We start from the raw sequence: 17757 nt of genomic DNA, 5'->3' as shown, positions 1-17757 counted from the left end.
GACGTACCGATGAGTAAGTTCCTCGGCTCGCGAGTTCTGTTCCGCCGGGGGTGCGCGGTAGGTTGAGGCGTTCCACCAATCCAATCCGGCGGGAGCGTGACCCCATGACGGTGCAGGCCTACATCCTGATCCAGACCGATGTCGGCAAGGCGGCCGAGGTCGCCCGCGAGGTCGGCGAGATCGCCGGCGTCACGTTGGCCGAGGACGTCACCGGTCCGTACGACGTGATCGTGCGCGCCGAGGCCCGCAACGTCGACGAGCTGGGCAAGCTCGTGGTGTCCAAGGTGCAGAGCCTCGAGGGCATCACCCGCACCTTGACGTGCCCCGTCGTCCACATCTGACGCTCGCCGGTCTCACGCTGCCCCTCACCTTCCTGGTGGCCGGGTGCGGCGGACCGGTGCAGGTCGACGTACCCCAGCTCTCGGAGGCGGACAAGGCGGCGTGCGAGGCGTTCGCCGCTGACCTGCCCGCCACGCTGTACGACGAGAAGCGGGTCGACATCGAGCCTCCCGACGCGCCCGCGGCGGCGTACGGCGACCCGGCGATCGTGGTGCGCTGCGGCGTCGGCGAGCCGAAGGGCTTCGACGAGACCGCGTCCTGCGAGTCGGCCAACGGGGTGGGCTACTACATCCCCGACGAGCAGTACACCGACCAGGACCTCGACCTCACCCTGACCGCTGCCGGCTACCGGCCGCGGGTCGAGGTGAGCATCCCGGCGCGCTACCGGCCGAACGCCGGGCCCGCCGCGATGGCCGTGCTGGCCCCGCTGGTCAAGCAGCACCTCACCCTGGTCGACGACTGCAGCTAGGGCCAGGCCCGCTCAGGAGCGCCGCTCGCGCTGCCGGGTGCGGGTGACCGCGACCGGGTCCAGGTCGGGCACCGTCCACCCGGCCGCCATCTCCAAGGTCGACTCGCGGGTCTCCCGCACGTGCTCGTAGGCGAGCGCCGCGCCACGGTCCGCGTCCCCGGCGGCGATCGCCCGGTAGATCGCCTCGTGCTCGGCACACATGTCGTCGTCCTCGTCGGGCCCCTGCGCGAGGTGGAAGAGCCAGCGCACCCGCGCGTTGAGCGGCTGCATGATCGACTGCAGCAGCGGATTGGCGGACATCGCGATCACGGTCTCGTGGAAGCCGGCGTTGGCATCAGCGAGGGCGTTGACGTCCCTGGCCGCGATCGCGGCGTGCGCCGCGACGAGATGGGCCTGGAGCGCAGCGAGGCCGCGGCCGTCGGCCTGCTGCGCGGCGAGCCGCACCGCGAGCACCTCGAGGCTCTCGCGGACGTCGAACAGGTGGCGCACGTCCGCGGCGGTGAACGGAGCGACCATCGCGCCCTGACGCGGCACGATCACGACCAGCCCCTCGGCCTCGAGCTGGCGCAGCGCCTCGCGCAACGGGATCCGGGAGATCTCGAGCTCGGCCGCGAGATCGCGCTCGACGAGGCGCTGCCCGGGTGGGCGCTGCAACGAGACGATCTCGCCCTTGATCCGCTCGAACGCCTGGACGGCCAGGGAGCGGTGCCCCTCTGCTGTCGCCATCAGCACTCCTTCTGTGACCCATTGGTATGCCGCAATCAACGCCTGTTGCAGACGATCAGATGCTTGCCATCTGGCGATGCTATCGGGATTTTCGAGGTGAGGCACTTCACATCGCCGACGCGCGCTGTTACGTTCTGCCATTAACGGTATACCACTAATGAACGGAGCTCGCGTGGCCACGACCCTGCTCACCGACGTCCGCGCCACGGCCGCCGGCAGCCCGGCCGCCGTCGTGCTGGAGGACGGCGTCATCGCCGCCTTCCTCCCCCTTGGCGCGCCGCGTCCGGAGGCGGACGACGTCATCGACGGCGCCGGCGGCCTGCTGCTGCCGACCCTCGTCGACGGCCACTGCCACCCGGACAAGACGACCTGGGGTGAGCCGTGGCTCTCCCGGCAGCCCGCGCAGAGCCTGTCCGACCTGATCGACAACGACGTGCGGGTGCAGAAGCAGCTCACCCGATCGGTCGCCGAGCGCTCCGGCAGCCTCCTCGAGCGGTACGTCGCCCACGGCGCCCGCGCGATCCGGGCGCACGTCGACGTCGCCCCGGTCCACGGCCTCGACAACGTCCGCGGAGTTGCGGACGCGGCGGCGGCGATCGGCCCGGCGCTCGACGTCGAGATCGTCGCCTTCCCGCAGCTCGGGATCCTCCGCACGCCCGGCACGGCCGAGCTGCTCCGGGATGCGGTCGGCGCCGGCGCCACCGTCCTCGGTGGCATCGACCCGCTCGGCCTCGACGGTGACCTCGACGGCCACCTCGACGTGGTCTTCGGGCTCGCCAGCGAGCTCGACGTCGACCTCGACATCCACCTGCACGACACCGGTGAGACCGGCCGGCTCCAGGTCGAGGCCGTCCTGCGCCGGACGGTGGAGGCCGGCTGGCAGGGCCGGATGACCCTCGGGCACGCGTTCTACTACGCCGACCTCACGGGCTCCGCGCTCGCCGACCTCGCCGCGGCGACCGCGGAGGCGGGCGTCACCCTCGCGACCTGTGCGCTGGGCGGCCCGGACCTCGCGCTGCCCGTTGCCGAGCTCCGCGCGGCCGGCGTACGCGTCGTCCTCGGCTCCGACGGCATCCGTGACGCCTGGTCGCCGTTCGGCAACGCCGACATGATCGACCGCACCCACATCCTCGCCTACCAGCTCGGCGCCGCCACCGACGACGAGCTCGAGGCGTGCCTCGATGTCGCCGCCCACGGGGGTGCCGAGCTGCTCGGCCTGCCGCACTCCGGCCTCCGGGTCGGCGACCCGGCGGACTTCATGGTCCTCGACGCCGAGTGTGCCGCCCAGGCCGTCGTCGACCGCCCGCTCCCCCGCCTCGTGCTCCGCGCCGGCCGCGTCGTCGCGACCGACGGTCACCTCACCCCCGCCGCCACCACCGCCGCTCGGGCCTGACCCCAGGGAGAACCCAGATGTCCCGCACCCGCACCGCCCTCCGCGCCACCGCAGCCGCTTCCGTGCTCCTGGTCGCCACTGCCTGCAACGCCGGTACGCCGGCGTCCCCCGACCCCGCCGACGCACTCGACTTCTCCGACCTCGCCCAGGACACGCCGGCCGGCACCGGAGACGCCGGCACCATCCACTGGAACCTGCCCTACGAGCCGCTCAGCCTCGACCCGATCAAGACCTTCAACTACGCCGAGAACACCGCACTGGCCAACTCCTGCGAGTCGCTGCTGCGCGCGAACCCCGACTTCACCGTCGGTCCCGGCCTCGCCGAGAAGTGGGACCAGCCCGACCCGACGACCTGGGTCTTCCACCTGCGCTCCGGCGTCACCTTCTGGAACGGCAAGCCGCTGACCGCCGAGGACGTCGCCTGGAGCATCGGCCGTCACCTCGACCCCGACTCCGGGTCCTACGTCGCGACGTACCTGACCAATGTCGCCTCCGTGACCGCGAGCGGACCGCTCGAGGTCACGATGAAGATGAAGAAGCCCGACGCCCTGCTCACGCAGGCGCTGGCCTCCCTGGGCGGCATCGTCACGGAGAAGGCGTCCAGCGTGGCCGCAGGTGAGGACTTCGGCACCCCGCAGCACCTCCCGATGTGCACCGGCCCGTTCCGCCTCGACGTCTGGAAGCCGGGACAGGCGATCGAGCTGACACGCAACGACTCCTACTGGGACGACGCGCTGAAGCCGCTCTCCGCGAAGCTCGAGCTCTCGTTCGTCACCGACGAGTCGACCGCCGTCCTCGCGCTGGAGAACGGCGAGCTCGACGGCGAGTTCTTCTACCTGCCCCCGGCCGGCCTCGACAAGCTGCGCAAGGGCAAGGACACCGAGGTCGTCCTCGGCAACTCGCTCGCCGGCTGGTACCTCCTCGGCGCCGCCTCCGACGGGCCGTTCGCCGACCCGGACGTCCGCCGCGCGCTGTCGATGGCGACCGACCGGGCCGCGATCGCGGCCACCGTGCTCCAGAACACCGCCATCCCGGCCCGTTCCCTGGCCACGCCGGCGTCCTGGACCTACGGCAAGAGCATCTTCGAGAAGGCGTACGACGACCTGCCCGGTACCGACGTCGACATCGAGGCCGCGACCAAGCTGGTCAAGGACTCCGGCGTCGGCGACGCGCCGATCACGATCGCCGTGCAGGGCAGCTCGGTCGTCCACGAGCAGACCGCCAACCTGCTCCAGGCCGCGGGCGAGGCGATCGGTCTCCACATCGAGATCAAGACGATCCCGGTCGAGCAGTACGGCAACATCTACGTCGACCCGCAGGCACGCAAGGGCATCGACGCCTTCCTCAGCACGTACTACAGCGTCGCCGACCCGCTCGACTCGTACCTGATGTTCGAGAAGGACGCCTACAACAACTACGGCCAGTACGACGGGATCGCCGACCAGCTGGTCGCGGCGCGCTCGGAGATGGACGACGACGCCCGGGCCGGGCTGGTCGCCGAGCTGGAGCACAAGGCCGTGACCGACGAGGCCTGGATGCCGCTGGAGTACCTGCCGGTCATCCTGGTCCAGAACAAGCGGATCACCGGGTCGATCGCGACGTCCAACTACCTCTACTACCCGTGGGCCTCGGCCATCGGGACCCGCTGAGGCACGCCGTGACCGTCCTGACGTTCGCCGGCAAGCGGATCGCGAGCCTGCTCGTGGTGATGCTGGCCGCCTCGTTCCTGGTGTTCAGCCTGATGGAGCTCGCTCCCGGCAGCCCGCTCACCTTCCTGCTGGGCAACCGCAGCGCGTCCCCCGAGCAGATCGCCCGGGTCAAGGCCCAGTACCACCTCGACGACCCGTTCCTCGTGCGCTACTGGACCTGGCTGACCGACGTGCTCCACGGCAACCTCGGGCGCAGCGTGGCCTACAAGCAGGACGTCCTCGACCTGCTCGGGCCGCGGGTGCTGACCACCGTCGGGCTCGTAGTCTTCGCGGGCCTGCTGATCGCGGTCGCCGGAGTCGGGCTCGGGTTGCTCGCGGGCACCCGGCCCGGCCCGGTGGACGGCGTGGTCACCTTCGTGACGACCTCCTTCCTCGCGACGCCGGTCTTCGTCAGCGGAGTGGCCCTGATCTGGGTCTTCGCCAGCCAGCTGGACTGGCTGCCGCTCTACGGCGCGGGGTCCGGCTTCGGTGACCGGTTCGTGCACCTGGTCCTGCCTGCGGTCACGCTGAGCCTCGCGTCGTCGGCGTACCTCGCCCGGATCACCCGGGCAGCGGTGTCCGACGAGCTGCGCAGCGAGCACGTGGAGACCGCGCGCAGCCGCGGCCTGGGCAGTGGCTACGTGCTGCGGCACCACGTGCTGCGCAACTCGATGATCCCGATCACGACGGTCCTCGGCCTCACCATCGCGACGCTGATCGCGGGAGCGGTCGTCGTCGAGAACGTCTTCGCCCTCGACGGGCTCGGCTCGCTGCTGGTCGAGGCGATCCTGCGCAGCGACTTCGTCGTGGTGCAGGCCGTCATCCTCGCGCTGGTCGCGACGTTCGTCGTCGTCAACACGGTCGTCGACGTCGTCTACGTACTCGTCGACCCCCGCATCTCGCTCTCCTGACGGAGGAAACCATGAGTCACGCTCTCGTTCTCGACCACGCGGTGCCCGCGCCACGCGTCCGTCGGACGCCGTTCCGAGCGGTCTGGCGCACGCTCGGTCCCAGCGGCACGCTGGCGGTCGCGTACCTGCTGCTGGTGGTGCTGGCTGCGGCGCTCGCGCCGTGGCTGGCCCCCTACCCGCCGAACCTGCCGGCACCGCTCGAGGCGTACGCCCCACCCTCGGGCGCGCACCTGCTCGGCACCGACGCCCTCGGCCGCGACCTCCTCTCCCGGCTCATGTACGGCGGCCGCGTGGCGCTGGTCGCCTCGGTCTCGGTGATCGTGCTGTCGACGGTGGTCGGCACCGCCATCGCGCTGGCGAGCGGCTGGATCGGCGGACTCGTCGACGCGTTCGTGTCCCGGGTCCTCGACATCCTGTTCGCGGTCCCGGGCATCGTGTTCGCCCTCTCGGCAGTGGCGATCGCGGGCCCCGGCACGACGGGCGTCGTCCTCGGCCTCACGATCGGCTACACGCCGTACGTCGCCCGGGTGGTGCGGGGCGCGGTGCTGCGGGAGGCGAAGCTCGACTACATCGCGGCTGCGTGGGTGCAGGGCCGCGGCGGCACGGCGATCTGCCTGCGGCACCTGCTGCCCAACCTGATGCCGCTGATCGTGGCCCAGGCCGTCAGCTCACTGGGCTTCGCGCTGATCGACCTGTCGGCGCTGTCGTTCCTGGGCCTCGGCGTCCAGGCGCCCGACCCGGACTGGGGCCTGACGATGCGTTCGGGACTCGACGGGATGCTGCGCAACCAGCCGGGCGAGGCGGTCTTCGCCGGCGCCTGCATCGCCCTGCTGGTCGGCTCGGTCATCGTGCTCGGCGACCGCCTGACCCGTCGTTCGGAGGAGCGCGCGTGAACACCGTCCTGTCCATCGAGGACCTCAGCGTCGGGGTCCGCTTCCAGGGCGGTCACCGCACGATCGTCGACGGCGTCCACCTCTCGATCGACGCCGGGACGGCGGTCGGCCTGGTCGGCGAGTCCGGCTCCGGCAAGTCGATGACGGCACGCTCGGTGCTCGGCCTGTTCCCGCCCGGAGCCGACGTCCGCGGCCGGATCGAGGTCGGCGGCACTCCCGTCCTCGGTGACCGCAAGGCGCTGCGGGCGGCGCGGGAGCGGCGGGTCGCGATGATCTTCCAGGACCCGCGTGCCCACATCAACGCCGTGCACCGCGTCGGCGACTTCATGACCGAGGCGATGCGCCGCAACCTCGGCATGAAGCGGGCCGCGGCCGAGAAGCGAGCCGTCGACCTGCTCGGCGAGGTCGGCATCCCGGACGGGGACCGGCGGCTGCGCCAGTACCCCCACGAGCTGTCGGGCGGCCTGCTGCAGCGGGTCATGATCGCCACGGCGATCGCGATCGAGCCCGAGCTCATCCTCGCCGACGAGCCGACGACGGCGCTCGACGTCACGACCCAGTCCGAGGTGATGGCGATCCTCGGCGACCTCCGGACGCAGCGCGGCCTGGCGATGCTGTTCATCACCCACGACCTCGAGCTGGCCGCGGCCACCTGCGACCGGACGAACGTCATGTACGCCGGCCGGATCGTCGAGGAGCAGTCCTCGTCGTCCCTCTCCGACCACCCCCAGCACCCGTACACCGCGGGGCTGCTCGTCGCCCGGCCCGGCCTCGACACCTCCCTCCGACGGCTGCCGGTGATCCCCGGCCGTCCGCTGGCGGCCTTCGAGGCCGGCACCGGCTGCGCCTTCGCCAGCCGGTGTGCCCACGTCGCCGACGTCTGCCGGACCTCGGCACCGCCGCTGGTGGCGACCGAGACCGGTCACGTCGCGTGTCACCGGCACGCCGAGCTCTCCGGCCTCTCGGGGCCGGTCACCGTCCCGACGTCGCAGGAGGCGACCGCCGATGTCTGAGCAGAACCCCACACCCGTCGTCCGAGTGCGTGACCTGCGCAAGGAGTTCCCGGGCCACGACCGGCACCACCCTGTCGTGGCCGTCGACGGGGTCGGCTTCGACCTCGGGGCCGGGGAGGCGCTCGCCGTCGTGGGCGAGTCCGGGTCCGGCAAGACCACCGTCGCGCGGATGCTGATGGGCCTCGAGCAGCGCACCAGCGGCACGATCGAGGTGTGCGGCCGGTCGCGCAGCGGCGGCCGCCCCCGCGCCGCGGAGCGACGGCGCCGAGCCAGGGAGATGCAGCTGGTCTTCCAGGACCCGTACCTGTCCCTGGACCGGTCGCAACGCATCGGCGACATCCTCGACACCGCGGTCCGGCTGCAGTTCGACCTCTCCCGCGAGGCCCGCCGGGCCCGGGTGGACGAGCTGATGGAGCAGGTCGGCCTGCTCCCCCGCCACGCCACCGTGTACCCCCGCCAGCTCTCGGGCGGCCAGCGACAGCGCGTCGCCATCGCCCGGGCGCTGGCAGCGCAGCCCTCGGTGCTCGTCCTCGACGAGGCCGTCGCCGCCCTCGATGTGTCGGTGCAGGCGCAGGTGCTCAACCTGCTCTGCGACATCCGCGAGAGCAGCGAGATCGCGTTCCTGTTCATCACCCACGATCTCGCCGTCGTCAACCAGGTCTGCGAGCGGACCCTGGTCATGCGTGGCGGGAAGGTGGTGGAGGAGGGACCGACCGCCCAGGTGCTCTCCGCCCCGACCGAGGAGTACACCCGCCGCCTCATCGACGCGGTCCCGCGTCCGGGCTGGACGCCCCGACGCAGCACGGCCCTGTCGTGAGGACCCTGCTGCGTGCCCGGCACGTCGTCGGGCACGAGAACGGCGACCACTGCCTGATCCGCGACGGCGAGGTGGTCTGGGAGGACGACCGGCTGGTCCACGTCGGAGGCCGCTACGACGGGCCGGTCGACGAGACGGTCGACTGCGGTGAGGCCGTCGTCATCCCGGGCTTCGTCGACCTCAACGCGCTCGGCGACATCGACCACGCGGTCTTCGACAGCTTCCAGCCCGACGACCTGCTGGCCGGCCAGGACTGGTCCCCCGACTACGCCCGGCACGCGCGGCACGAGGTCTTCGACCGCGTGGATCTCGCGTTCCGCCGGGAGTACGCCGTCGTCCAGCTCCTGCTCAACGGCGTCACCACGGCGCTGCCGATCGCCGCCGAGACCTACCGTGCCTGGGCGGAGACCGAGGAGGAGTTCGACGACCTCGCCGAGATCGCCGGGCGGCTCGGGATCCGCATGTACCTGGGGCCGAGCTACCGCGCCGGCGTACCGACCACCGACGCCGACGGCACCCGGGCGATGCACTGGGACGAGGCCGAGGGCGAGCGCGGACTCGACGGCGCGATCCGGTTCGTCGAGCGCTGGGACGGCGCCCACGACGGCCGCATCCGTGGGCTGCTGGCACCGGCCCGGATCGAGACCCAGACACCGGACCTGCTCGTCCGCACGCGGGAGGCAGCCGAGCGGCTCGGCGTCCCGGTCAGGTTGCACGCCGGCCAGTCGCACGAGGAGGTCGCCCTGCTCCGTGAGCGGTACGACGCCCGCCCGGTCGAGGTGCTGGACCGGCTCGGCCTGCTCGGGCCCGACCTGTTGGTCCCGCACTGCTGGGCGGTCGACGGGCACAGCTCGACCGGGGGCTCCGGGGCGGCTGCCGGGAGGGACGTGCGGCGCCTCGCCGAGTCCGGCACCACGGTGGTGTTCTGCCCGATCGTCTGCGGCCGTTACGGGATCGTGCTGGAGTCCTTCGACTCCTACCGGCGCGCCGGCGTCCGGATGGGCATCGGCACGGACACCTTCCCGCCGAACGTGCTCCACGCGCTCGACCTCGGCTCGGCGCTGACCAAGGTGGTCGAGCACGACCACACCGCCGGGTCGGTCGCCGACCTGTTCCGGGCGGCGACCCTGGGCGGTGCCGCCGCGCTCGGGCGCACCGACCTCGGTCGGCTCGCCGTCGGCGCGAAGGCCGACGTGGTGGTGGTCGGACTCGACGACCTGCGGCTGGGGCCCGTCGAGGACCCGATCCGCTCGATCGTGGCGCACGGTGGCGGCCAGCACGTGCGGCACGTGGTGGTCGACGGCCGGTTCGTCGTGCGCGACGGCGCGGTGCCCGGGGTCGACGTACCGGCGATGCGGGCGCGCGCCCAGCGGGTCTTCGACGACTACCGGGCGTCGTTCACCGAGCGGGACGCGCTGCGGCGCCCGGTCGCGACCCTGATGCCGCCGTCGTTCCCGGTGTGCGGCTAGTCAGGTCAGCGCAGGCCGGTGTCGCGCTGCAGGGCCAGCGTGAGGAGGCGGTCGACCAGCTCGCCGTACGACACCCCGGTCGCGGCCCACATCTGCGGGAACATCGACAACGGCGTGAAGCCGGGCATCGTGTTGAGCTCGTTGACGACCAGCGAGCCGTCGGGCATCAGGAAGAAGTCGACGCGGGCGAGGCCCTCGCAGCCCACCGCGGTGAAGGCGGCCGCGGCCATCGCGCGCATCCGCTCCTCGACACCCTCGGGCAGGATCGCGGGGACGTCCAGCTCGGTGTGCTCCTCGGGGAGGTACTTGGCCTCGAAGTCGTAGAACTCGTGCTCGCCGGTGATCCGGATCTCGGCGGGCAGGCTGGTCTCGACGCCGCCGTCGAGGGCCTCCAGGACGCCGCACTCGATCTCGCGGGCGCCCTCGGCGGACACCTCGACGAGGACCTTCGGGTCGTGCTCCAGCGCACCCTCGATCGCGGCGTCGATCTCGTCGGGCGTGTGGGCCTTGGCGATGCCGATGCTGGAGCCGCCGCGGGCGGGCTTCACGAACAGCGGGTACCCGAGCACGGCGACCCGCTCACGCACGGACTGCGGGTCGGCCTTCCACTCGCGGGCGGTGACGGTCACGCTCGGCATCACCGGCAGGCCGGCGTCCTTGAGGACGACCTTCATGAACGCCTTGTCCATGCTGACCGCCGAGGCGAGCACGCCGGAGCCGACGTAGCGGACGTCGGACATCTCGAAGAGGCCCTGGATCGTGCCGTCCTCGCCCCAGGGGCCGTGGAGCAGCGGGAAGACGACGTCGACGTCACCGAGCGCGCGCGGCGTCTCGGCCGGCTCGCTGACGACCAGGCCGGTGCCGTCACTCGTGGGCGCGAGCGCGACGGGCGCGCGGCCGCCGTCGACCGACGGCAGCTGGCCGGGACCGGTGATCCGGTGCCGCTGCGGGTCGTCGGCCTCCAGCACCCAGCGTCCGTCGGTGGCGATGCCGACGGGGACGACGTCGTACTTCTCACGGTCGATCGCCTGCAGCACGCTGCCCGCGGTCACGCACGAGATGGCGTGCTCACTGGAGCGGCCGCCGAAGACGACAGCGACGCGGACACGGCGGCCGGTAGGAGCGTTCATCGCCGATGACCCTACCTTTGGGACATGCCCGGTCCCGAGTCCGCACCCCGACCGCCTCGTCCGCTCCGCCCCGCGACCGTCGCCGTCACGGCGGGACGTCCCCCGCACGGGCCCGACCAGCCGATGAACGTGCCGATCACGATGACGTCGACCTACGGCGCGACCGGCGACCTGGAGTACGGCCGGTTCGGCAACCCGACCTGGGCGGCGTTCGAGGAGACCCTCGGCGCGCTGGAGGGCGGCCGGGCGCTGGCGTTCTCGTCGGGCATGGCCGCGGTGACCACGATCCTGGACCTGGTGGGCATCGGCAGCAGCGTGATCGCACCGCGGCACGCCTACAACGGCTCGGTGACCGCGCTCGCCGACGCCGAGTCCCGCGGCCGGCTGAAGGCCACACTGGTCGACATCACCGACACCGCGGCCGTGATCGCCGCGATGGAGGCCGACGAGGACTGCGGCCTGCTCTGGCTGGAGTCCCCCACCAACCCGGCCCTGGAGATCGCCGACATCCCGGCACTGTCCGCGGCCGCCCGCGAGCTCGGGATCCGGGTCGTCGTCGACAACACCTTCGCCACTCCCCTGCTCCAGCAGCCGCTGTCGCTGGGCGCGGACATCGTCGTGCACTCGGCCACGAAGTACATCGCCGGGCACAGCGACGTCCTCATGGGTGCGATCGTCGTCCCGTCCGAGGGGACCGATGACGAGGTGTACGGCGCCCTCAAGGGCCGCCGCGACCTCGCGGGCGCCGTACCGGGTCCGTTCGAGGCCTGGCTGGCGCTGCGCGGCCTGCGCACCCTGCACGTGCGCCTGGAGCGCGCCGCCGCCAACGCCGCCGAGCTGGCCCGCCGCCTCGCCGACCACCCGTCGGTCGAGGAGGTCCGCTACCCGGGCTTCGGCGCCATCGTCGCGCCCGTGCTGGCAGGTGGCGCCGACGCCGCCGACTTCCTGGTCCGCGCCACGTCGCTGTGGGTGCACACGACCTCGCTCGGTGGCGTGGAGTCGACCTTCGAGCGCCGGCGGCGGTGGAAGCTCGAGCCGGCCACGATCCCCGAGGGGCTGGTGCGGCTGTCCGTCGGGATCGAGGACGTCGAGGACCTGTGGGCTGACCTCGAGCAGGCCTTGGATCGCATCTCCGCCTGATGCTCGGCGGCCCGTGCGGGGTTGCGTAGGGCCTCGGGCCGATGCGCTGCGTGAGCGACTCACGGTGTCTGTTTTGGCGCTCGCTCCGCTCGCGCATGTCGGGCGCCCTTTGGCGCGTGATCTTCCCTCGCTGCGCTCGCTCCCTCGTTCCTCGGTCGCTCGCTCCACTCAGTCCAGATCACGCGGGGCGCCCGACGGAAAGCGCTCAGCGCAACGTGCGGCATCGCGCTCCACCCTCGGCTGAGGGTCTAGGACAGTTCGGCCTTGGTGTCGCGCGAGATGAACGCGTCCATCAGCTGCGAGGTGGTCAACCGCCCCTGCACGACCTCGTCGACGGCGTCCACGATCGGCGCGTCGACACCGGTGCGGGCAGCGAGCGCACGCAGCGAGGAGCAGGACTTGGCGCCCTCGGCGACCTGGCGGGTCGAGGCGTAGATCTCCTCGACGGTCATGCCCTGGCCGAGCTTCTCGCCGAAGGTGCGGTTGCGCGAGAGCGGCGAGGAGCAGGTGGCGACGAGGTCGCCGAGGCCGGCGAGGCCCATCAGGGTGAGCGGGTTGGCGCCGAGATTCATGGCGAGGCGGGCGGTCTCGGCGAGGCCACGCGTGATCAACGAGGCAGTCGTGTTGTCGCCGAAGCCCTGGCCGACGGCCATGCCGACGCACAGGGCGACGACGTTCTTGTAGGCGCCGCCGTACTCGCAGCCGAGGACGTCGACGCTCGTGTACGGACGGAACGCCGGCGAGTGGAGCCGGTTCTGCAGCATGGTGGCGACGTTCTCATCAGCGCACGCGACGACCGAGGCGGCCGGTTCGCGGCGGGCGATCTCGCGGGCCAGGTTGGGACCGCTGACGACGGCGATCCGGCTGGCGCTGACGTCGCCGACCTCCGCGATCACCTCCGACATCCGCTTGAGGGTGCCGAGCTCGACGCCCTTCATCAGCGAGACGAGGACGGCGTCCTTCTCGACGTACGGGAGGAAGGTCGGCAGGTTGTCGCGCAGCGACTGCGACGGCACGGCCAGGACGACGACGTCGGCACCGGCGAGGGCCTGCTCGGGGTCGTGGGTGGCGGTGATCCGGCGCGGCAGCTCGATGCCGGAGAGGTAGTCGACGTTCTCGTGCCGCTCGTTGATGGCGGCCGCGACCTCCTCGCGGCGGGCCCAGATGCACACGTCGTTGCCGGCGTCGGCCAGCACGATCGAGAACGCCGTACCCCAGGAACCGGCGCCGAGCACCGCGATCTTGTTGCCCATCAGCTCGCCGCCTTCTTGTTCTTCTTGAACCGGTCGCCGTGCACGGCCATGTCGTAGCGCTCGGCCGGCGCGGTCGCGCCGCGCACCAGCTCGAGCTCGTGGGTGATCGCCGCCATGATCCGGGCGGTGGCCTCGTTGACGACGGCGGTGGTCCGCTCCTTCGCCCGCAGGTCGTCGAGCTCGACGGGCGGCCCGACGCGCATCACGACCTCGTGACGAGGGAGCAGGTGCGGACGCTTGGTGTACGGCGCCAGGATCTCGTGCGCCCCCCACTGCCCGACCGGGATGACCGGGCAGCCGGTCTCCAGGGCGATCCGGGCGGCGCCGGACTTCCCCTTCATCGGCCACATGTCGGGGTCACGCGTGATCGTGGCCTCGGGGTAGATCACGACGCACTGGCCCTCGCGCACGGCCTCGACCGCGGCGGCGTACGCGCCGACGGCGTCCTTGGTCTCGCGCCGCACCGGGATCTGGCCCGCGCCGCGCAGGAAGAAGCCGAGCGCCTTGTTGTCGAACAGGCCGGACTTGGCGAGGTAGCGCGGCTTGTAGCCGTGGTCGTAGACCAGGTGCGCGGCGGTGAGCGGGTCGAAGTGGGAGATGTGGTTGAGCGCGATGATGAAACCGCCGCTCTCGGGGATGTTCTCGCCGCCGATCCACTCGCGTCGGGTGGTGGCCAGGAGCGTGGGCTTGATGATGGGTACGGCGATGTTGAAGGCCCAGCCCCGCTTCTCCTGCAGCTTCCGCACGCTCACGAGAATGCAGGTTACCGGTCGGTGACACCGGCCACGGCCGGGCACGACCGACCTGTCAGGATTCAGGGGTGTTCACCCGTTCGGGCGCCTTCGCCGTGCTGCTTCCGGTGAAGTCCCCGGGCACCGGGAAGTCCCGGCTCTCGACATTGCGCGACGCCGAGCGGGCCCGGCTGGCGGCGGCCTTCGCGACCGACGTGGTCGACGCGTGCCTGCGCACCGACGGCGTCGCCGGCGTGCTGGTCGTCAGCGACGACGCCGCGTTCGCCGCCACCCTGGCGGCTCGCGGTGCGGCGACCTGTGCCGATCCCGGCGGCGGCCTGAATGCCGCGCTTCGGCACGCCGCCGCACACCTGCACGAGCGGCGCCCCGACCTGCGGCCCGTCGCGCTGTGCGGCGACCTGCCGTCGTTGGTGCCCGGCGACCTCGCCACGGCCCTGGCCGATGCGGCGAGCGACCCCGGTCCGTGCTTCGTCCGCGACGCCGATGCGACGGGAACCACGCTCTACTGCGCGGCGTACGACGACTTCGCCCCGCGCTTCGGAGCGGGATCGGCCGCCGCCCACGCGGGTTCCGGCGCGCGTCCGCTGGCCGGGGAGCTGCCCACGCTGCGCCGCGACGTCGACGACGTCGACAGCCTGGCCGACGCGATCGCGCTCGGCGTCGGCGACTCCTCGGCTGAGGTGCTGCGCGCGATCGGCCTGCTCGCGCGGGGGTCCTGACATGACGAACGGGCCGCACTCCATGAGGAGTGCGGCCCGTTCGGGGTGATCGTCGAAGTCGGCGTCAGGCCTTCTTCGCGGTCTTCTTGGCCGGAGCCTTCTTGGCCGGAGCCTTCTTGGCGGGGGCCTTCTTGGCGGCGGGCGCCTTCTTGGCCGGAGCCGCCTTCTTCGCAGCCGGGGCCTTCTTGGCGGCGGGCGCCTTCTTGGCCGGGGCCTTCTTCGCCGGAGCCGCCTTCTTCGCGGTGGCAGCGGCCTTCTTCGCCGGAGCAGCGGCCTTCTTGGCGGCAGCGGTCGCGGCCTTCTTGGCCGGGGCGGCAGCCTTCTTGGCCGGAGCGGCAGCAGCAGCGACGGCCTTCTTCGCCGGAGCTGCGGCCTTCTTGGCCGGCTTCGGCAGCGGCGCGAGCTTCTTCGCGCCGGAGACGACGTTCTTGAGGTCAGCGCCGGCGCTGAACTTCGGGACGGACTTCTTCTTGGTCTTCACGCGCTCGCCGGTCTGCGGGTTGCGGACCCAACGGGCGTTGCGGACGGCCTTCTCGAACGAGCCGAAGCCGGTGATGGCGACCTTCTCGCCCTTCGCGACCTGACGGGTGATCGTGTCGAGAACCGCGTCGAGAGCGTGAGCCGCGTCCTTGCGGCTGCCTTCGAACCGGTCGGCCAGCGCGTCGATCAACTGAGACTTGTTCACTACCTGTCCTTCCGAAACGCCGCGCTGGGCGTCCCTTGAGCTGATGCGGCCGAGCCCTCGCCCAGCCGTCCTTTCATGGGAACGCTAGGCACTAGTGGGCACACTCACAATCACCACGCCGAAGTTGGTACGTCTTTTTTCGCGATTTCAGCGCTATTTCGGCCATTTCGGGCCCTTTTCGCCCTGTGGGCCTTCTTCGCGGTCTTCACGACGAATGCGGGAAACGCGACGGGCCGACCCGCGAAAGTCGCGGATCGGCCCGTCGTAGAGCGGTTTTCAGCCTCTTCTCAGGCGTGCTGGGTGACCGGCTTCCAGCTCGGACGCCCGCTCTCGAACGCCGCGATGTCGCCCTCGTTGCCCAGGGTGATGCCGATGTCGTCGAGGCCGTTGAGCAGGCGGTAGCGGGTGTAGTCGTCGATGTCGAAGGGCGCGACCACCTCGCCACAGGTGACCGTGCGGGACTCGAGGTCGACGGTGATCTGGGTGGTCGGGTCGGCCTCGATCGCCGCCCACAGCTGCTCGATGACGTCCTGCTCGACCGGCACCGAGAGCAGTCCGGCCTTGCCCGAGTTGCCGCGGAAGATGTCGGCGAAGCGGCTCGAGAGCACGACCTTGAAGCCGTAGTCCATGAGCGCCCAGACCGCGTGCTCACGCGACGATCCGGTGCCGAAGTCGGGACCGGCGACCAGGATCGAGACGCCCTGGTACTCGGGCTTGTTGGCGACGAACTCCGGGTCGTTGCGCCACGCGGCGAACAGGCCGTCCTCGAAGCCGGTGCGGGTCACGCGCTTGAGGTAGACCGCCGGGATGATCTGGTCGGTGTCGACGTTGCTGCGACGCAGCGGGAGCGCCGTACCGGTGTGGGAGGTGAACTTCTCCATGACTCTGTCTCCTTCTCAGACCAGCTCGGCGGACAGGTCGGCCGGGGAGGCCAGCGTGCCCTTGACGGCGGTGGCGGCCGCGACGGGGACGGACACCAGGTGGGTGCGTCCGCCCTTGCCCTGCCGGCCCTCGAAGTTGCGGTTGGACGTCGACGCCGAGCGCTCCTGCGGCTGCAGCGTGTCGGGGTTCATGCCCAGGCACATCGAGCAGCCCGCACCGCGCCACTCGGCACCGGCCTCGATGAAGACCTTGTCGAGGCCCTCCGCCATGGCCTGGTTGCGCACGCGCACCGAGCCGGGGACGACGAGCAGGCGGGTGCCCTCGGCGACCTTGTGGCCCTTGATGATCTCGGCGGCGAGGCGCAGGTCCTCGATCCGGCCGTTGGTGCAGGAGCCGACGAAGACGGTGTCGACCTTGACCGAGCGCAGCGGCTGGCCGGCCTCGAGGCCCATGTACTCCAGCGCCTTCTCGGCGGCGATCCGGTCCTGCTCGTCCTCGAAGTCGGACGGGGTCGGGACGTTGGCGCCGAGAGGCGCGCCCTGGCCGGGGTTCGTGCCCCACGTGACGAACGGCGTGACGTCGGCCGCCTCGATCACGATCTCCTTGTCGAAGGTCGCGTCGGCGTCGGTGACCAGCGTCTTCCAGTGCGCGACGGCGGCGTCCCACTCGGCGCCCTTCGGCGCCTCGGCCTTGCCCTCGATGTAGGCGAAGGTGGTCTCGTCCGGCGCGATCATGCCGGCCTTGGCGCCCCACTCGATGGACATGTTGCAGACCGTCATCCGGCCCTCCATCGAGAGCGCCTCGATGGCGTCGCCGCGGTACTCGACGATGTAGCCCTGGCCACCACCGGTGCCGGTCTGCGTGATCAGGTAGAGGATCAGGTCCTTGGCGGTGACGCCCTCGGCGAGGCTGCCGTTGACGGTGACGGCCATGGTCTTCGGCTTGGCCTGCGGCAGGGTCTGCGTGGCGAGCACGTGCTCGACCTCCGACGTACCGATGCCGAACGCGATCGCACCGAAAGCACCGTGAGTGCTGGTGTGCGAGTCGCCGCACACGATCGTCATCCCGGGCTGGGTCAGGCCGAGCTGCGGGCCGACGACGTGGACGATGCCCTGCTCGACGTCGCCGAGCGGGTGCAGCCGCACGCCGAACTCCTCGGCGTTCTTGCGCAGGGTGTCGACCTGCGTCTTGCTCACCGGGTCGGCAATCGGCTTGTCCCAGTCGAGCGTCGGGACGTTGTGGTCCTCGGTCGCCAGGGTCAGGTCGGGACGGCGCACCTTGCGCCCGGCCAGGCGCAGGCCGTCGAAGGCCTGCGGGCTGGTGACCTCGTGGATGAGGTGGAGGTCGATGTAGAGGAGGTCCGGCTCCCCCGGGGTCGATCGGACGACGTGCTCGTCCCACACCTTCTCCGCCAGGGTCTTGCCCATGACTCGCTCCTCCTCGTTCGGGTCGTCGACGGCACCTCTGCCGCCGACCGA

General features: G+C 71.5%; 18 protein-coding genes. 11 read left to right on the top strand and 7 right to left on the bottom strand.

Annotated elements, in window-relative coordinates:
- Positions 1 to 104: 104 nt before the first annotated feature.
- Together ACZYRU_RS17260 and ACZYRU_RS17255 are read left to right on the top strand one after the other, a co-directional pair.
- Positions 105 to 341 (top strand): Lrp/AsnC family transcriptional regulator, encoded by a 237-nt coding sequence (locus ACZYRU_RS17260; RefSeq protein WP_488958329.1) that lies wholly within the window; start codon positions 105 to 107, stop codon positions 339 to 341.
- Positions 320 to 808 carry a DUF3515 domain-containing protein gene (locus ACZYRU_RS17255; protein ID WP_488958328.1) on the top strand — a complete coding sequence of 163 codons (489 nt, stop codon included), beginning with the start codon at positions 320 to 322 and terminating at the stop codon, positions 806 to 808. The genes ACZYRU_RS17260 and ACZYRU_RS17255 overlap by 22 nt, the downstream gene beginning before the upstream one ends.
- Positions 809 to 820: 12 nt before the next feature.
- On the opposite strand, the gene ACZYRU_RS17250 is transcribed toward ACZYRU_RS17255, so the two are convergent.
- A complete protein-coding gene (locus ACZYRU_RS17250; RefSeq protein WP_488958327.1) occupies positions 821 to 1534 on the bottom strand; it encodes a GntR family transcriptional regulator in 714 nt (237 codons plus the stop codon).
- A gap of 172 nt (positions 1535 to 1706) precedes the next feature.
- Between ACZYRU_RS17250 and ACZYRU_RS17245 the strand changes: the two genes are divergently transcribed.
- Genes ACZYRU_RS17245 through ACZYRU_RS17215 form a run of 7 tightly spaced genes read left to right on the top strand, consistent with a single transcriptional unit; the run spans position 1707 to position 9718 of the window.
- Positions 1707 to 2927 carry an amidohydrolase gene (locus ACZYRU_RS17245; RefSeq protein WP_488958326.1) on the top strand — a complete coding sequence of 407 codons (1221 nt, stop codon included), beginning with the start codon at positions 1707 to 1709 and terminating at the stop codon, positions 2925 to 2927.
- Between the two features lie 17 nt (positions 2928 to 2944).
- On the top strand, positions 2945 to 4576 hold the full coding sequence (locus tag ACZYRU_RS17240) for an ABC transporter substrate-binding protein (protein WP_488958325.1): 1632 nt from the start codon (positions 2945 to 2947) through the stop codon (positions 4574 to 4576).
- Positions 4577 to 4584: 8 nt separating this feature from the next.
- Complete coding sequence (locus ACZYRU_RS17235) at positions 4585 to 5526, top strand: ABC transporter permease (RefSeq protein WP_488958324.1); 942 nt, start codon at positions 4585 to 4587, stop codon at positions 5524 to 5526.
- Between the two features lie 11 nt (positions 5527 to 5537).
- On the top strand, positions 5538 to 6419 hold the full coding sequence (locus ACZYRU_RS17230) for an ABC transporter permease (protein WP_488958323.1): 882 nt from the start codon (positions 5538 to 5540) through the stop codon (positions 6417 to 6419).
- The gene (locus ACZYRU_RS17225; RefSeq protein ID WP_488958322.1) at positions 6416 to 7432 is read left to right on the top strand and encodes an ABC transporter ATP-binding protein; all 1017 of its coding nucleotides are present in this window, start codon (positions 6416 to 6418) and stop codon (positions 7430 to 7432) included. Before ACZYRU_RS17230 ends, ACZYRU_RS17225 begins: the two co-directional genes overlap by 4 nt.
- Positions 7425 to 8249 carry an ABC transporter ATP-binding protein gene (locus tag ACZYRU_RS17220; RefSeq protein ID WP_488958321.1) on the top strand — a complete coding sequence of 275 codons (825 nt, stop codon included), beginning with the start codon at positions 7425 to 7427 and terminating at the stop codon, positions 8247 to 8249. The genes ACZYRU_RS17225 and ACZYRU_RS17220 overlap by 8 nt, the downstream gene beginning before the upstream one ends.
- On the top strand, positions 8246 to 9718 hold the full coding sequence (locus ACZYRU_RS17215; protein ID WP_488958320.1) for a chlorohydrolase family protein: 1473 nt from the start codon (positions 8246 to 8248) through the stop codon (positions 9716 to 9718). Before ACZYRU_RS17220 ends, ACZYRU_RS17215 begins: the two co-directional genes overlap by 4 nt.
- A 5-nt stretch (positions 9719 to 9723) precedes the next feature.
- Here the strand turns inward: ACZYRU_RS17215 and ACZYRU_RS17210 are convergent, their stop codons facing one another.
- Positions 9724 to 10848: a D-alanine--D-alanine ligase family protein gene (locus tag ACZYRU_RS17210; RefSeq protein ID WP_488958319.1), complete on the bottom strand. Its 1125-nt coding sequence runs from the start codon at positions 10846 to 10848 to the stop codon at positions 9724 to 9726.
- Between the two features lie 24 nt (positions 10849 to 10872).
- Here ACZYRU_RS17210 and ACZYRU_RS17205 point away from each other — a divergent pair, with 24 nt between their 5' ends.
- The gene (locus tag ACZYRU_RS17205) at positions 10873 to 11988 is read left to right on the top strand and encodes a trans-sulfuration enzyme family protein (protein WP_488958318.1); all 1116 of its coding nucleotides are present in this window, start codon (positions 10873 to 10875) and stop codon (positions 11986 to 11988) included.
- A gap of 248 nt (positions 11989 to 12236) precedes the next feature.
- On the opposite strand, the gene ACZYRU_RS17200 is transcribed toward ACZYRU_RS17205, so the two are convergent.
- Together ACZYRU_RS17200 and ACZYRU_RS17195 are read right to left on the bottom strand one after the other, a co-directional pair.
- The gene (locus ACZYRU_RS17200) at positions 12237 to 13241 is read right to left on the bottom strand and encodes an NAD(P)H-dependent glycerol-3-phosphate dehydrogenase (RefSeq protein WP_488958317.1); all 1005 of its coding nucleotides are present in this window, start codon (positions 13239 to 13241) and stop codon (positions 12237 to 12239) included.
- Complete coding sequence (locus ACZYRU_RS17195; RefSeq protein ID WP_488958316.1) at positions 13241 to 13993, bottom strand: lysophospholipid acyltransferase family protein; 753 nt, start codon at positions 13991 to 13993, stop codon at positions 13241 to 13243. Before ACZYRU_RS17195 ends, ACZYRU_RS17200 begins: the two co-directional genes overlap by 1 nt.
- A 68-nt stretch (positions 13994 to 14061) precedes the next feature.
- Between ACZYRU_RS17195 and cofC the strand changes: the two genes are divergently transcribed.
- Positions 14062 to 14712, top strand: a complete 651-nt coding sequence (gene cofC / locus ACZYRU_RS17190) for a 2-phospho-L-lactate guanylyltransferase (RefSeq protein WP_488958315.1) — start codon at positions 14062 to 14064, stop codon at positions 14710 to 14712.
- 64 nt (positions 14713 to 14776) lie between these two features.
- Here cofC and ACZYRU_RS17185 read toward each other — a convergent pair whose 3' ends face one another.
- From ACZYRU_RS17185 to leuC, 3 genes are all read right to left on the bottom strand, one after another.
- Entirely contained in the window at positions 14777 to 15397 is a 621-nt protein-coding gene (locus ACZYRU_RS17185; protein ID WP_488958314.1) for an HU family DNA-binding protein, read from the bottom strand.
- A 287-nt stretch (positions 15398 to 15684) separates the two neighbouring features.
- Positions 15685 to 16278: a 3-isopropylmalate dehydratase small subunit gene (gene leuD, locus ACZYRU_RS17180; RefSeq protein ID WP_488958313.1), complete on the bottom strand. Its 594-nt coding sequence runs from the start codon at positions 16276 to 16278 to the stop codon at positions 15685 to 15687.
- A 15-nt stretch (positions 16279 to 16293) separates the two neighbouring features.
- Entirely contained in the window at positions 16294 to 17706 is a 1413-nt protein-coding gene (gene leuC, locus ACZYRU_RS17175) for a 3-isopropylmalate dehydratase large subunit (protein WP_488958312.1), read from the bottom strand.
- Positions 17707 to 17757: the final 51 nt, after the last annotated feature.

This window comes from Nocardioides sp. F233 (genome assembly GCF_057813895.1).
This window is presented reverse-complemented; position numbering and strand designations above follow the sequence as displayed.